The organism is Methylocaldum sp. 14B (assembly GCF_002005105.1).
GTDB lineage: Bacteria > Pseudomonadota > Gammaproteobacteria > Methylococcales > Methylococcaceae > Methylocaldum.
In genome coordinates this window covers 69,260-82,686 of sequence record NZ_MSCV01000021.1, presented here as the reverse complement: position 1 = coordinate 82,686, position 13,427 = coordinate 69,260, and the positions used below count along the sequence as shown (strand labels likewise).

The window sequence follows — 13,427 nt, the reverse complement described above, 5'->3', positions numbered from 1 at the left end:
TAATCGGATTATCTAAGGCGGAGGACGGTTGGACTGCCTGTACGTTTAGCTCCGCCGGCCACAGCCTTAGCGAATTCATTCATTTTCCGATTCCGGTTTTTCGGGGAGTGCGGCTTTCGCCGGATTATCGATACCGGTGGCGTTCACGACTACTCCGGAGGATGAACGTTCTTTCGCACGCGCCGAGGTTTCGAAGCCATCCCGCGGCAGAAAGACGAACAGCACCAGGGCCAATATGAAGGCAAAGATCGTCGTTATCACCGACACGCCGATATAGAGAAGCCTGGTAGGGCGTCCGGGAAAGCCTCTTTGAACCATGTATGTCATAAGCCTATTCGTTTGAGTTGATCGCCCAGGCTGATCGTGTCGGATATTTTCAAAATGCTCGTCCGAAGACGCGGAACGGAACCGCGCATATCGTCCCTTCGGAATGAGCCGATGTTCTTGCGGGAACTAGACTCAACTTACGCGCCCGGAGAACGGAATTCTGTGAAATATTCCCCTTTTTGGTGCAGTGCGCTCGGAGGTCTAGGGGGCGAGGCGTTTTCGGTGTAATGACAGTAGTCGTAGGTCGGCAGGCCGAGTGGGGTAATGTCGCGAAGGGATTCGCGACCTACCGGGTAGCTCGGTCGTAGGTCGGCAATCCCTTGCCGACAAGGCTGCGGGCGGACCCGTTACGTCGGGAAAGGATTCCCGACCTACAGGGTGACACGGTCGTAGGTCGGCAATCCCTTGCCGACGAAGCCGTGAGCCGGGCCGTGGCGTCGGGAAGGGCGTCTCCGGCGCTCCCGGAGACGCCGTTTGCGATTGTAAAGGATTCCCGACCTACAGGGAGGCACAGTCGTAGGTCGGCCATCCCTTGCCGACGAATGCGTGGGCCGGGCCGTGGCGTCGGCAAAGGATTGCCGACCTACAAAATCGGGGGAGTTTGGAGAGCGGGTGGAAGAAGCCGGGGTGGGCGGTTTGCGGTGCGGGGAGCGGCGGGCGGATTCGGCGGCAAGTCGGAGGGTGCGCGTGGCGCACCCTCCCGGTCAGTTCAGCACGGTATGCAAGTTCCGGATCCAACCCAAAACCAGTACCCGGCCGGACAAATAAGACTGCATTGCGCTGCCGCATAGAGCAGCCCCCCGCCGCCGGCGCCGCCCGAAACCGGTTCACTGGCGGCATCGCTGATTTGCCAAGCGGAACCGGTCAGGACCATGTTGGTGATAGTGCTGATGAAGCTGAAGGTGTTGTCGGGTTTGAGGACGAAGGCATAGCCCGGACCGTTCTCGGCCGCGTCGGCCTCGGGATCGCCCAGCAAGTAGCGGATGGTGCCGGTGCAATCGGGGTTGACGGTATAAACGGCGCTGCCTTTGGGTCTATCGCTGGTCGATGTCATTGTGATCAAGGCATGGCCTTCGCCGTCCGCATCGATGGTGCCCACCTGGGCAAAATGAACCGTCTGCGTATCGGAAAAATCGAGCCCGGACTTCGTTTTGCTCGGCACTTCCACGCGACCGGACGCCTGAAAGCCGTAGCGGCCTTTCAGGCTATGGACGCCGCACGTGCCGTCCGCCGCCTGCGCGGCGGGTGCGATCGCCATCGAAATCACGAACAAACCTAACAATGCCTGATGATGTCGATTCCATAACATTCGAGTTCTCCCAAATCAGTTGGTATGAAGTGTCTAAAAACCCGTGAGAGTGAATCCCTTCTGCGTGTTGTTATTGGACTGATTCGTGAAAGCTTGCCGACGGCTTGCGTCCGCACGATTCGGCGGCGTGTAACCCGGCGTATCTTCTTTCAACTGAGGCAAAAAGGCTTGTCATCCACGGCTGATTTTTCTGTAGGATTTGGATGACGCAGCCGATGCCGGTGTGCCCCAATAGTCGTAGGTCGGCAATCCTTTGCCGACGAAGGCGCTGATCGACCGGCTTTGCGTCGGGAAAGGATTCCCGACCTACAGGTGGCACAGTCGTAGGTCGGCAATCCCTTGCCGACAAACCCTTTTCGCGACCATTCGCTAATCCAAATCCATTCCCTGGATCGACGGCGGCTCGCTCGCTCCCCAACCTTCGGGATAGGCGCCGCGTCTTCGCCATTCATGGAAGCTGGAGTGCGAATATGCGCCTGGATTCCGGGCAATCCCATGCCTGACCGGATTGAAATGGATGTAATCCAAATGTCGGGCTAAATCGTCCTGGTCACGAACGATGTGATCATAGAATCGGTTCTGCCACCAAGAGCCCGGCAAACCGGCGACGGTTTTGAAACGCCAGGTCACCTCCCGTTTTACGGCGGCCACGATCTTTGGCAGATGGGCCGCGTCATCCGGTTTGAACAGCCAATGGAAGTGGTCCGGCAATACGACATGCGCCAAGTGCCTATAGCGGTAAACCGCCTTAACCGACCTCATGGAGGCGAGCAAGATCTGCACGGAAGCTTCGTCGGCGAGCCATGGATTCCTGCCATGGGTGACCAAGGTAACGAAGACGGGGTGGCCGGCAAGACAATACCGTCGATAGCGAGGCATGAGCGTAAAAGAATCAGTGGTAGCCGAAATATAGATCATTAGCCGGCCCTGCGTGTCGGCAAGGGATTGCCGACCTACTTGGCGGCACAATCGTAGGTCGGCAATCCTTTGCCGACAAGTGCGCTGGTCGACGGCTTTGTGTCGGGAAGGGATTCCCGGCCTACAGGGAGGCACGGTCGTAGGTCGGCAATCCGTTGCCGACAAGTGCGCTGGTCGACGGCTTTGTGTCGGGAAAGGATTCCCGACCTACGAAAGCGGGGGAGTTTGGAGAACGGGCGGGAAAAGTTCGTAGGTCGGCAATCCCTTGCCGACGAAGCCGTTGGCCGGGCCGTGGCGTCGGCAAAGGATTGCCGACCTACAAAATCGGGGGAGTTTGGAGAGCGGGTGGAAGAAGACGGGGTGGGCGGTTTGCGGTGCGGGGAGCGGCGGGCGGATTCGGCGGCAAGACGGAGGGTGCGCATGGCGCACCCTCCCGGTCAGTTCAGCACGGTATGCAAGTTCCGGATCCCCAATAAAACCAATACCCTGCCGGACACGCGAGGCCACATATAGATGCAGCATAGAGTGCTGCGCCCCCTGCGCCAGTCGCTATTAGCGACTTTTTGTACCGCTTAGCGAATTCCCAAGCCGCGTTACCTTTTTGTTGTTGTGGTGCCTGATCGCTCATATATGTCCCTCTCAATTTGATAGACATTCCGGGACATTGTCACGATGTCCTCAGAATGCCAGCGTGAGTTGAAAAAACATCGTCCTTTCCGGAATAAACAAAGGCGTCTCCTCCAGGCGCCTTGTTCGAAGACCGAAGGCATTCTGCCCCAGGAAATCGAATCGTTGATCCAGCAGGTTCTTGACGACGAATCCTGCCGTGCCGTAGCGATAGGGTAAACGATATTTCAAGGAAAAATCGAGCAGCGCAAATTGGTTGTCGTCATGGCCCTTTAAGGATTCGTTGTTGGCCTCGAAGGCTTCCTGATTGACATAGGTGACCGTGACAGTGCCGGATAGGCCGGACGGATGGAAGTAGCTCAAACTGAGCGGGGCAATATGGTTCTTGTATGAGGTCAAACTTCCGACCGAGAAGATGTCGTATTGATATTCGAGGCTAGCGGAGAAATTGTCGTTGATCGCCCAATAGGCGTAGGCGCGATACAGCATTTCCTCCCGTTTCGAGATAAAGATCGGCGCGTCCAAAGCCGTGGCGAGAGGCAAAGGAACAATTACGTCGCGTAACGAGGCCTCTAAGCCGGCCATGAGATGGGACGAAAACTTGTGATCCAGACCAACGCCGTAACGCCTGGCATCCGTGGCCGGGTAACCGTCGAAGAACTGATTAAACCCGGCGATCTGGGTCGGCTCTATGGTCACATCTTCCTCGATGCCCCGGTCGAAGGTGCGGAACGCGGCAAGGCGCAGGACGGTGTCGGGCGTGAGCTCCCATATCAGCCCCAGTTTCGGATTGACCTGGTCGAAATCGCCGATCCATTGATTGCGGGACGAGTCGTAGCTGACCCCAAGCGTCCAGGTCATGGCGCTCGGAAAGCGGATATGGGAATAGAGATAAGCATTGCTGTGGCGGATGTCGTAAGCGATCCGCTGGGCGAAAAAGCTGAAATCATCGGCTACATCGGCGGAGATGTCGCGGGAGCCGCCGCCCAGGATCAGATCGAAAGGGTTGCGCCGGTAGATATACTGGGCTTCGCCCATGAAGCCGCGCTGGCTGGCAGTCGTCGAGATGTCGATCGGCATTCCGAAAAACGAAGCTTGCTGACCATTACTTCGCAAAGTATCCAGATACATTGCCGAAAAAATAAGGTCGGAGTTCGCAGTGGGCGAATAACGAAGGCCGGTCCGCACGCTGTCGGTGGTCAGTTCGCGCTTGAAGGTGTCGTCAACGAACTCCAGGTCGCCGTTGAAAAACAAATCGCCGTGCTCCAGATGCCGATGGCGGTATTCGGCCTGGATGCTGAGGCCGGGATTGATCATGCCCTGGGCGAAAACGTTGTAGATGTCCTGGCGGAGATCGTTGTTCTTGCGGAAGCCGTTGGTTTCGTAATGGAACTGGCCCAGGCTGTAGGAGAAGTTGTCCCAAAGCCCCGAATGGACCAGTTCTTCCCCGAAGGTGTCATTGCTGCCGGCGATGCCGGAGGCCTGGAAGCTGAAGCGGTCGCGGGTGAACATGGGATTGAACTCGTTGAACGAGAGCCGCGAAGGTCCCGCCCCGTCCGGGATCAGCAGCCGGGCCTCGGCCAGATGGGGTTGTATCGGCGTGGTGTTGATCGGTTGCAGCAACTGGGATTGCAGCACTTCGCTGGCGCGGGCGATCTCGTGCCGCGGCAGCGAGGAGTAGGTATCGGCCAGGAGCCGGTGCGCGGAATAATTAGCCGGTTCGATGCCGAGCGAGCGCCAGCCTTCCACCACGGCCCGCTGGCCGAAGCCGAGATCGGTATAGATACGACCCAGGGCGGCGCTGCGGGCGGCCAGATCGTCGTCCAGGGCGAGTTTGGAGCGGTAGACCGCGCGGTTGTCGTTCAATTCGATCGCGTGTTGCAGATCCTTGAATGCTTCCACCGGCCGGTTTTCGGTCTGCTTCTTGATGGCTTCGTAGAACCAGGGCGTGGGGTCCTTGGGATCGAAGGTCTTGGCGAGATCGAACTGCTTTTCGGCGACCGCGTTGCGCTTTTGCTCGTAATAAGCCTTGCCGAGATAGCTGCGGATCAGGGCGTCGCTGGGGTCGAGGCTAGCTGCGGTTTCGATGGCCGACGTGCCCTCCTTCAGCTCGCCTCGCCGGACCAAAGCAAGCCCCGAACCGAAGCGGGCCAGGGGATCGGCCGAATCCAGCTCGGCTCCCTTGCGGAAGCTCGTCAGCGCCTCGGACGTGTCCCCGTCCATGAGTTCGACAAAGCCTAAGACGACATGGGCTCGGGGATTGTGCGGGTTGATCCGGACCGCGTTTTCGGCCGCTTTCCTCGCATCCGACCAGCGGCCGAGACCGGCCAGCAGTTCGGCCCGGCGCGCCTGGACCAGGGCGTCGTTGCTGTCGAGGCGCGCCGCGCGGTCGATGCTTTCGAGCGCGCCTTCGAGATCGAAATCGGCCTGGCGCGCGTAGGATTGCGCCATCCAGCCCGGAGCCGAAGCGGGATCGGTTTGAACCGCGGCATTCGCCAATCGGAGCGCTTCGGTTTTCTGGTTACGGGCCAGGGCGATGACCGAGCGCAAGGCGTCTATGGGCGCCGGCGTTTTCTCGCCCACCATATATACGGCCAGCAGCGGTTCCGCTTCGTCCACCCGCCCCACGCTCAGCAGCAAACCGGCGTACAGGGCGGCGAAGTCGGCGTCGCGGCTGGCTTCCGGCACGCGGTCCAGCGCAGCCAGGGCTCCGGCGATGTTCCCGTCGGCGTAGAGGCGAATGCCTTCGGCGACGTTCGGGTCGCGGACTCGGGCCTGGAGGGCGGCGTAATCCACCAGCGGCGGGAAATAAAGCGCCCACTGGACGCCGTCTTCCGGACGGATTTCCAGAGCCAGGCGCGGCGCCTCGTCGCGAGCAGCGACGGCGGTCTGGCCGTCCTTGAGCACGACTCGTCCTTCGGCGTTCGAGGTTTCCACCTCGCCTTCGAATACCGTGACCTGGCCGCCTTGCGGCCCGGCCTTGATGAGGAACTCGGTGCCCTTGATGGCGGCGTTGATGAACGGGGTCCGGATATCGAGGGGCTTGGGCGTTCGGCTGCGGGCGTACAAGGCGCCGGTAAGCAGCTCGAGCCAGGACGGCTCTTCCGCCTTCACCTTGGAAAACACCACGGTGGTGTCCTGGTCGAGCGAAATATAAGTTTGATTCGGCAACAGCAGCGATGCGCGGCTGCGAATCATGGTCCGGATTTTGTCGCCGGGACAGAAGACCTGTTCGGCCTCCACCGGCGTCCATGACGGCTTTCCCGAGGACTGGATCTCGACCTGGCCCTGCGCCGACACCAGCCGGGCGGCCCATTGTTCGCATGTGGCGGCGATACCGGGATTGCTTGCGACGAGTGCGGCAGCGATCGTCAGGAACAATTTGGCAGATATGTGCATCGAGCTGCGAAAAGTATTATTGAGTTATTGTTAATGGACTTACGCATGTGCTCCGGTCCCCCAGGTAAGCTCCAATGCCGTTAATTAAGCCCGACCTCGTCATTCCGGCATGAATCCAGAAGCCAGGGATGACATTGGCCTTGAATCACATCCTTGTGCTCTGGATGCCCGCATTCCAATCGTAAACGGCGACTTGTCGGCAAAGGATTGCCGACCTACGATCGTGCCGCTTTGTAGGTCGGGAATCCTTTCCCGACGTAACGACCCGGCCCACGGCTTCGTCGGCAAAGGATTGCCGACCTACGATCGTGCCGCTTTGTAGGTCGGGAATCCCTTCCCGACGCCACGGCCCGGCCCACGGTTTCGTCGGCAAAGGATTGCCGACCTACGACTGAGCACCCTGTAGGTCGGGAATCCCTTCCCGACGTAACGAGTCAGCCCGCGGACTTTGTCGGCAAGGGATTGCCGACCTACGTCTAAACGCCGGTGCCTGCCTGGTGAATTAAAAACCCATTGCGTCGCTACCGCGTCATTTGGTCAACGGACGGGCCGAGTCCGATTTTTCGATGCGAATGCCGAGCGGCTGGCCGCCGGCCGCATGCGCTCCCCCGAGACGCGTCTCGCATGTCTTAAGATAAAACCGGGCCGGTCCGTCATCGGGTAATTGTAGGACAAGCTGATTGAAATCGGCATAGGCTTCGGGCCACCGTTCTGCCTCGAAGTGCCCCAGGGCAATCTGAAACCGGGCATTGAGTTCTTGCCAGCGGGACATTTCCGGTTCCGAGGGAGAAATCAACTGCGCTACGGATACCGGCCTGGTTTTTCCGGCCAGGAGAAATTGTCCCAAGTGTCTGGCCCGGATCTCGGCAATGTCCGCCAGCACCGCTTCCGACACCAGGATTTCGGTGCCGAGTATCTTGTTCAAGGCTTCCAGTCGCGCGGCGATGTTGACCGTATCGCCGACCGCCCGGATTTCGCCGCGGCTGTCGGTGCCGATATAACCGATGCGGAGCTCGCCGCAGTGAATCCCGATCCGCACCGGAAAATCGAGCCCATGAGTTTGTTCGAACCGGCGGACCGCTTGCTGGATTTCCAAGGCGGCCTGCAGCACGTTGCGCCTCGTTTCCGAATCGTCTCCTTCGGTGATCCAAATCGCCAGCATGGCATCCCCGATTACGTCGGAGATCCAACCCCCGTGCCGCGCCACGGGCTGAAAGATGACCCGGTAATAATCGTTCATAAGATCGGCGAGGGCCATCGGCTCCATGGTCTCGGCCAAGGATGAGTAGCGCCCCGCGTCGGTGGCGAGGCAGATGCCGTGGGTCAAACGTCCGTACGACGGCAATGCTTTTATGTCCTCATCGCGGGTGAGCTGGCTGAACACGTCGACCGGAATGAAACGCTCGATCACCGACTGCATTTTTTCCTCGCGCCGAACCCGCCGTAGGTGGCTAATGAGCACACTGCTCATTACGGCTGCCGGTGCCTGCCAAATCAGCGGGATGAACAGGGGCAGCCACAAGCCGTCGGCGCGGAATAGCGCCCATGCCGTCAACAAATACCCGCCGCTCAGCGCCGCGATAAAGACCATAGCCCTTTGAATCGAGAGCAGTTGAGCGCATGAACCGAGCGCAAGTCCCCAAAGGAATAGCCAAATGAGTTCCTTCAGCGGTGTAAGCGCCGGCAGCACCGATTTGTCTTCGAGCAGGTTGGCCAGCGCCGTCGCCGCCAGCTCCACCGAACTGACCGTGGAGTACGGTGAATTGAACAGACCTTCGGTATATTCGGGTTGAAAATCCTCGAGATACCCGATCAGGACGATCTTGCCCCCGAGCGACTTCAAGAGTTCTTCGGATGACGACTCGGCAAGTTTGTAATAGGGAATGGTCGGAAAGGTGCGAGTGGGTCCGTAGTGATTGAAATAACGCGACCGCCCGTTTTCATGAACACGGAACAGGGCGCGCAGCATCAGGCGCGTTTTTTCCGGTATGAGTCTTTGCTGTAGGGTCTTTTCGAGAATTGAAAGCAGATCGGACCGCGATTGGAGCAGTGCGGTGAGTTCCCTCTGCAAGGTATCGAATTGCTCCCGCTCGGTCGGCTGATTTTTGAGGAAGTCTGCGGCGCCCGGTGCAGCGTCCCCGAAAACGCGTAACAAATCGTCACGGGCCTTAAGCAAGGCATGGGCCAACAACAGCCGGGTGGGCAAGGTCGCCTGACCTTCTTCTCCGAAGAAGGTGAGAAAGCGGTTTATCCCATTGTCCTCCCTCGGCAGCAGAAACGGCGCGGTCGCCAGAGCCGCATCGGCCAATCGGTCCGTGGAATGTACCACCGATTCCAGGTATACGCCCTCGGAAACCTGGCGCGGCTTGACGTAATCGGTCAGTACGACGCGCCCCATCCGGCGCATGGCGTCGGCCATGTCCCGGTCGTCGTCCGGATCGGACGCCGGACTGAAAAAAAACACATTGAACGCGAGCAGTTCGGCATCGGATGCTTGAATGTTCCGAATGACCTGCGCATTGAGCCGGCGAGGCCATGACTGCGGATCGTTCGGCGTCTGCAGGCGCAACGCGGACTCGTGATCAATGCCGACGATCACGATATCCTCGGGAGGTTTTTCTGCGCCTCTCAGACGGTAAAGCAGGCCGAGATCGAATTCCTGTTCGAGTTGTGTCAGTGCGGGTACGACGCCGAGCATTAAACCGCTGAGCGCGATCAGAAGCGGCGCTCGGACGCGCCGAAGGCCCTCAAGTACCAGGCGGATACGAATGCTCATAAGGTGTTTCGAGTCCCGTGATTCGCACTTTGACGAGGGGAACGGTCATTGGCTGATGTCACTACAACAAATCCTGAAAGGAATCCGTCCTGATCGCAAGAATCCTTCGCCGGTTGGGGGGAGCTGTCCAGAACAGTCCACGGTCCCGCCGGCACTAGCCCGCATTTCTCACACCCTCCAATCGCAAACGGTCATCCGGGGAAGGGGCTGGCCGGCGCTCCCGGCCAGGTCGTTTGCGATTGGAGCACCCGAATGACCCTTCCAATCGCAAACAGAGGCAGTAGGATGCCGTGAGGAACGAACCGCCCTTCGACTAAGCTCAGGACGGGCATCGTTCGCGATCTCGACGTAGTGTCGGCTACGCCTTCGCCGTCGCTCAGTCCGTGCGGCGCGCCACGGCGGCGTCTCGAGGCCCTCGCTACGAAAAGGTGTGAGAAATGCGGGCTAGTTCCCGGAGCCGGCTACATTATACGGAGTGAAATTGGGAAATACGTCACGGAATTATCGTTTGCTTCGTCCTAGCCTAAGGCATCTACGAAACGTTGGAGGGGCCCGGCCGATGAAGACAAATCCGCATAATGAAAGGGCGTCGGACCTGGAGATTTATACGTTTCGCTTGCGTTTCGAAGGTTCCACCGATATTCCCCTCGAGACCGGCGGGTATTGGTGCGATGCGGAGGGGCGCCTGATCGAGGGTGCCGATGCGGTCAATGGGAAACTGCTGCTGGCGCTGACGGAACCGGAGCTCAAACATGGGCGCTTGCTCATTGCCCCGGTATCTCCCGACACGTTTCGCACCGGCCGGCTCACGGCTGACGATCTGCGGTCGTACGATGCGTTCGAGCCGCGAGCGCTATTCGATCCCGGACTGCGGCATCACACTCTGCCGGAAATTCCGGAATCCGTGTGGCGATTCTGGTTCATATACCGACAGTTTGCGCTCGGACGGCCGAGACGGTCGCAAGCCGCCATTCAGAGCTGGTAGGGGCTGCGTAGCACCCTGTCTCCACGCTCAAAGCACCATGATCAGTTGACTTCCGAAAACGTCGACTTCGTAATGGGTCAGATTAATGATCTGAAAGGCACATGCCTGTGCCTGGGCGGGATCGTCGAAAAAGCCGATCACGACGCCCGCAACGGCATAGCCATATCCGTTAAACATGCGAATGACATTTTTGATTACCGTTTCCATCGGTACCTCCTTGGCAATCTGCGTACGCCATTCATTTCGGCAGATAAATCCGCTCGATGGGCGGAAGAATCGAAACGCTCCGATCGCCTCGCACTCGGCGGCCCCCTGCCTTGCCAAATCCCCTTTCATGCTTTAGCTTAGCCCCATATCCGTAAGGCTGGGGGTGCCCTGCTGCCGTTCTCGGCGTGGTCGATCATTTGCGAACCGGCTCACCGACGACCGTGTCCCGCAGGGCTGAGAAACACCCTTCGAACCTGATCCGGTTAACACCGGCGTAGGAAAGCCTGTCCTGAGCCTGGCGATGGACCCGTCTTGCCTGCGCCCCCTTTTTCCGTTTTTGAACCAGGAGAAAGCGATGAGCGCATTTCCCGAAGAATTCCTGCATGAAGCAGTAACCGCCAAACGAGCTTCCATACGGCCGTTCGCCGCTTCAGAAAAGATTTATGTCCAGGGCAGCCGTCCCGATGTCCGCGTGCCCATGCGCCAGGTCGTTCAATCCGACACTCCGGCCAGTTTCGGCGCCGAAAAGAACCCGCCGATTTATGTCTATGACACATCCGGGCCTTATACCGATCCGCAAGTAAGTATTAATCTGCGTCTGGGCTTGCCGCCTTTGCGCGAAGCCTGGATCGGGGAGCGCGGCGATACCGAGGAGCTTTCCGGGCCGAGTTCCGAGTATGGACGGAAGCGCCAGGCCGACCCCGCTCTCGCCCATTTCCGCTTCGAGCATATCCGCCGGCCGCGCCGGGCCAAAACCGGGGCTAACGTGACTCAGATGCATTACGCGAGGAAAGGCATCGTCACGCCGGAGATGGAATTCATCGCCATCCGCGAAAATCAGCGCCTGGAAGCGGTCAGCGAGATGTACAAGCTCCAGCATCCGGGCGAATCCTACGGCGCGTCCATCCCCAAGGTCATCACCCCGGAGTTCGTCCGGGACGAAGTCGCCCGCGGCCGCGCCATCATCCCGGCCAATATCAATCATCCGGAATCCGAGCCGATGATCATCGGCCGCAATTTCCTGGTGAAGATCAACTGCAACCTGGGGAACTCGGCCGTCACCTCCTCGATCGAGGAAGAGGTGGAAAAAATGCTGTGGTCGATCCGCTGGGGCGGGGACACGGTGATGGATTTGTCCACCGGCAAAAACATCCACGAGACGCGCGAGTGGATCATCCGCAATTCGCCGGTGCCGATCGGTACGGTACCCATTTATCAGGCCTTGGAAAAAGTGGACGGCAAAGCCGAGGAACTGACCTGGGAGATTTTCCGCGATACCCTGATCGAGCAGGCCGAGCAGGGCGTGGATTATTTCACCATCCATGCCGGCGTGCGCTTAGGCTTCATTCCGCTGACCGCAAAACGCGTGACCGGCATCGTGTCGCGCGGCGGCTCGATTCTGGCCAAGTGGTGCCTGGCCCATCACAAGGAGAATTTCCTCTACACGCATTTCGAGGAAATCTGCGAGATCATGAAAGCCTACGACGTTAGCTTCAGCCTGGGCGACGGCCTTAGGCCCGGCTCCATCGCCGATGCCAATGACGAGGCCCAGTTCGCCGAACTCAAGACCTTGGGCGAGCTGACCGAGATCGCCTGGAAGCACGACGTGCAGACCATGATCGAAGGTCCCGGCCATGTGCCCATGCACATGATCAAGGAAAACGTTGAAAAACAATTGGAACTTTGCCGGGAAGCGCCCTTCTACACCCTGGGGCCGCTCACCACCGACATCGCGCCGGGCTACGATCACATCACCTCGGCCATCGGGGCCGCCATGATCGGCTGGTTCGGAACCGCCATGCTCTGCTACGTCACCCCCAAGGAGCATTTGGGACTGCCCAACAAGCAGGATGTCCGCGACGGCATCATCGCCTATAAGATCGCCGCTCATGCCGCCGATCTGGCCAAGGGCCATCCGGGCGCGCAGGTTCGCGACAACGCCTTGTCCAAGGCGCGTTTCGAATTCCGCTGGGCGGACCAGTTCAATCTCAGCCTGGACCCGGAGAAGGCCCTGGAATTCCACGACGAAACACTGCCCCAGGAAGGCGCCAAGCTGGCCCATTTCTGCTCCATGTGCGGCCCGCACTTCTGCTCGATGAGGATTACCCAGGACGTGCGCGATTACGCGCAAACCCATGGACTCAAGGAAAACGAGGCCTTGACGGCGGGTATGGAGGAGAAGGCGGAGGAATTCGTGAAGAGCGGGGCGGAGATTTACCGTAAGGCGTGACCGTTGCCGAATGGAATCTTGCTCATATCATGGTGACACTCGCCTGCGGTCGCAAAACGCGGTTGCAGGCTGTCCCTTCTCTGATGCCCCATCGCAGTGCCGTGCCACGCAGAAAAATTTTATTGAGGCGGCGGTTGAGTTGACGGCAGGTGACCTAATGTATCGTGTTTTTTGCTATAGTCGCCTGCGTTTCCAACCATAAGAAAAGAGAGGAAATCATGGAATCGAACGTCGTCAAAGGCGCAATCGGGTTCGCCATCGTCATGATCGTCGGTTTTATCATCGTCGGCACGACGCGCGAAACTCAGCAGGAAAAAATGCAAGGCGCCTTCCTGCAAACATCGAACCTGCTCAGCAGTTTGGCTTTGGACAAATGCACCGAGGCGGTAAAGAGTGAAATCGGCACTCATCCCTACAGCCCGTCCGAATCCGACAGCGATCACGTTAAATACGTCACCTTGATCTGGAACAACGTCGGCTCGGCGAAACGCGCCGAATGCCGTTACGTCATGGATCAGGGCATCACCCTTCTGAAGATCGACGACCGCACCATCATCGAGAACGATGTAGCCGCGACCACCGCTCCCAGCGCGCCGCGTCCGGTACACCACCAATAAGCCTCGGAGAACGAAGACCCGCCTGCAGGGAT

General features: G+C 59.0%; 9 protein-coding genes and 1 riboswitch. Of the genes, 3 read left to right on the top strand and 6 right to left on the bottom strand.

From position 1 onward, the window contains the following. Positions 1 to 75: 75 nt before the first annotated feature. The 5 genes from B2A78_RS15765 to B2A78_RS15745 all read right to left on the bottom strand — a co-directional run bounded on the left by B2A78_RS15765 (position 76) and on the right by B2A78_RS15745 (position 9,356). The gene (locus B2A78_RS15765; RefSeq protein ID WP_077730966.1) at positions 76 to 327 is read right to left on the bottom strand and encodes a hypothetical protein; all 252 of its coding nucleotides are present in this window, start codon (positions 325 to 327) and stop codon (positions 76 to 78) included. A 709-nt stretch (positions 328 to 1,036) separates the two neighbouring features. After that, complete coding sequence (locus B2A78_RS15760; protein WP_077730965.1) at positions 1,037 to 1,636, bottom strand: hypothetical protein; 600 nt, start codon at positions 1,634 to 1,636, stop codon at positions 1,037 to 1,039. 369 nt (positions 1,637 to 2,005) lie between these two features. Then, entirely contained in the window at positions 2,006 to 2,554 is a 549-nt protein-coding gene (locus B2A78_RS15755; RefSeq protein ID WP_077730964.1) for a transposase, read from the bottom strand. A 678-nt stretch (positions 2,555 to 3,232) separates the two neighbouring features. Then, on the bottom strand, positions 3,233 to 6,580 hold the full coding sequence (locus tag B2A78_RS15750) for a tetratricopeptide repeat protein (RefSeq protein WP_077730963.1): 3,348 nt from the start codon (positions 6,578 to 6,580) through the stop codon (positions 3,233 to 3,235). Between the two features lie 529 nt (positions 6,581 to 7,109). Further along, positions 7,110 to 9,356 (bottom strand): CHASE2 domain-containing protein, encoded by a 2,247-nt coding sequence (locus tag B2A78_RS15745; RefSeq protein ID WP_077730962.1) that lies wholly within the window; start codon positions 9,354 to 9,356, stop codon positions 7,110 to 7,112. 559 nt (positions 9,357 to 9,915) lie between these two features. On the opposite strand from B2A78_RS15745, the gene B2A78_RS15740 reads away from it, so the two are divergent. Beyond that, a complete protein-coding gene (locus B2A78_RS15740; protein WP_077730961.1) occupies positions 9,916 to 10,341 on the top strand; it encodes a hypothetical protein in 426 nt (141 codons plus the stop codon). A 27-nt stretch (positions 10,342 to 10,368) separates the two neighbouring features. Here B2A78_RS15740 and B2A78_RS25710 read toward each other — a convergent pair whose 3' ends face one another. Continuing rightward, positions 10,369 to 10,548, bottom strand: a complete 180-nt coding sequence (locus B2A78_RS25710; RefSeq protein ID WP_133716295.1) for a hypothetical protein — start codon at positions 10,546 to 10,548, stop codon at positions 10,369 to 10,371. Positions 10,549 to 10,697: 149 nt separating this feature from the next. Beyond that, positions 10,698 to 10,846, top strand: a riboswitch (TPP riboswitch). A 57-nt stretch (positions 10,847 to 10,903) separates the two neighbouring features. Here B2A78_RS25710 and thiC point away from each other — a divergent pair. Further along, a complete protein-coding gene (thiC, locus tag B2A78_RS15730; RefSeq protein ID WP_077730959.1) occupies positions 10,904 to 12,778 on the top strand; it encodes a phosphomethylpyrimidine synthase ThiC in 1,875 nt (624 codons plus the stop codon). A 218-nt stretch (positions 12,779 to 12,996) separates the two neighbouring features. Further along, positions 12,997 to 13,395 carry a hypothetical protein gene (locus B2A78_RS15725; RefSeq protein WP_077730958.1) on the top strand — a complete coding sequence of 133 codons (399 nt, stop codon included), beginning with the start codon at positions 12,997 to 12,999 and terminating at the stop codon, positions 13,393 to 13,395. The last annotated feature ends 32 nt before the right edge of the window (positions 13,396 to 13,427 follow it).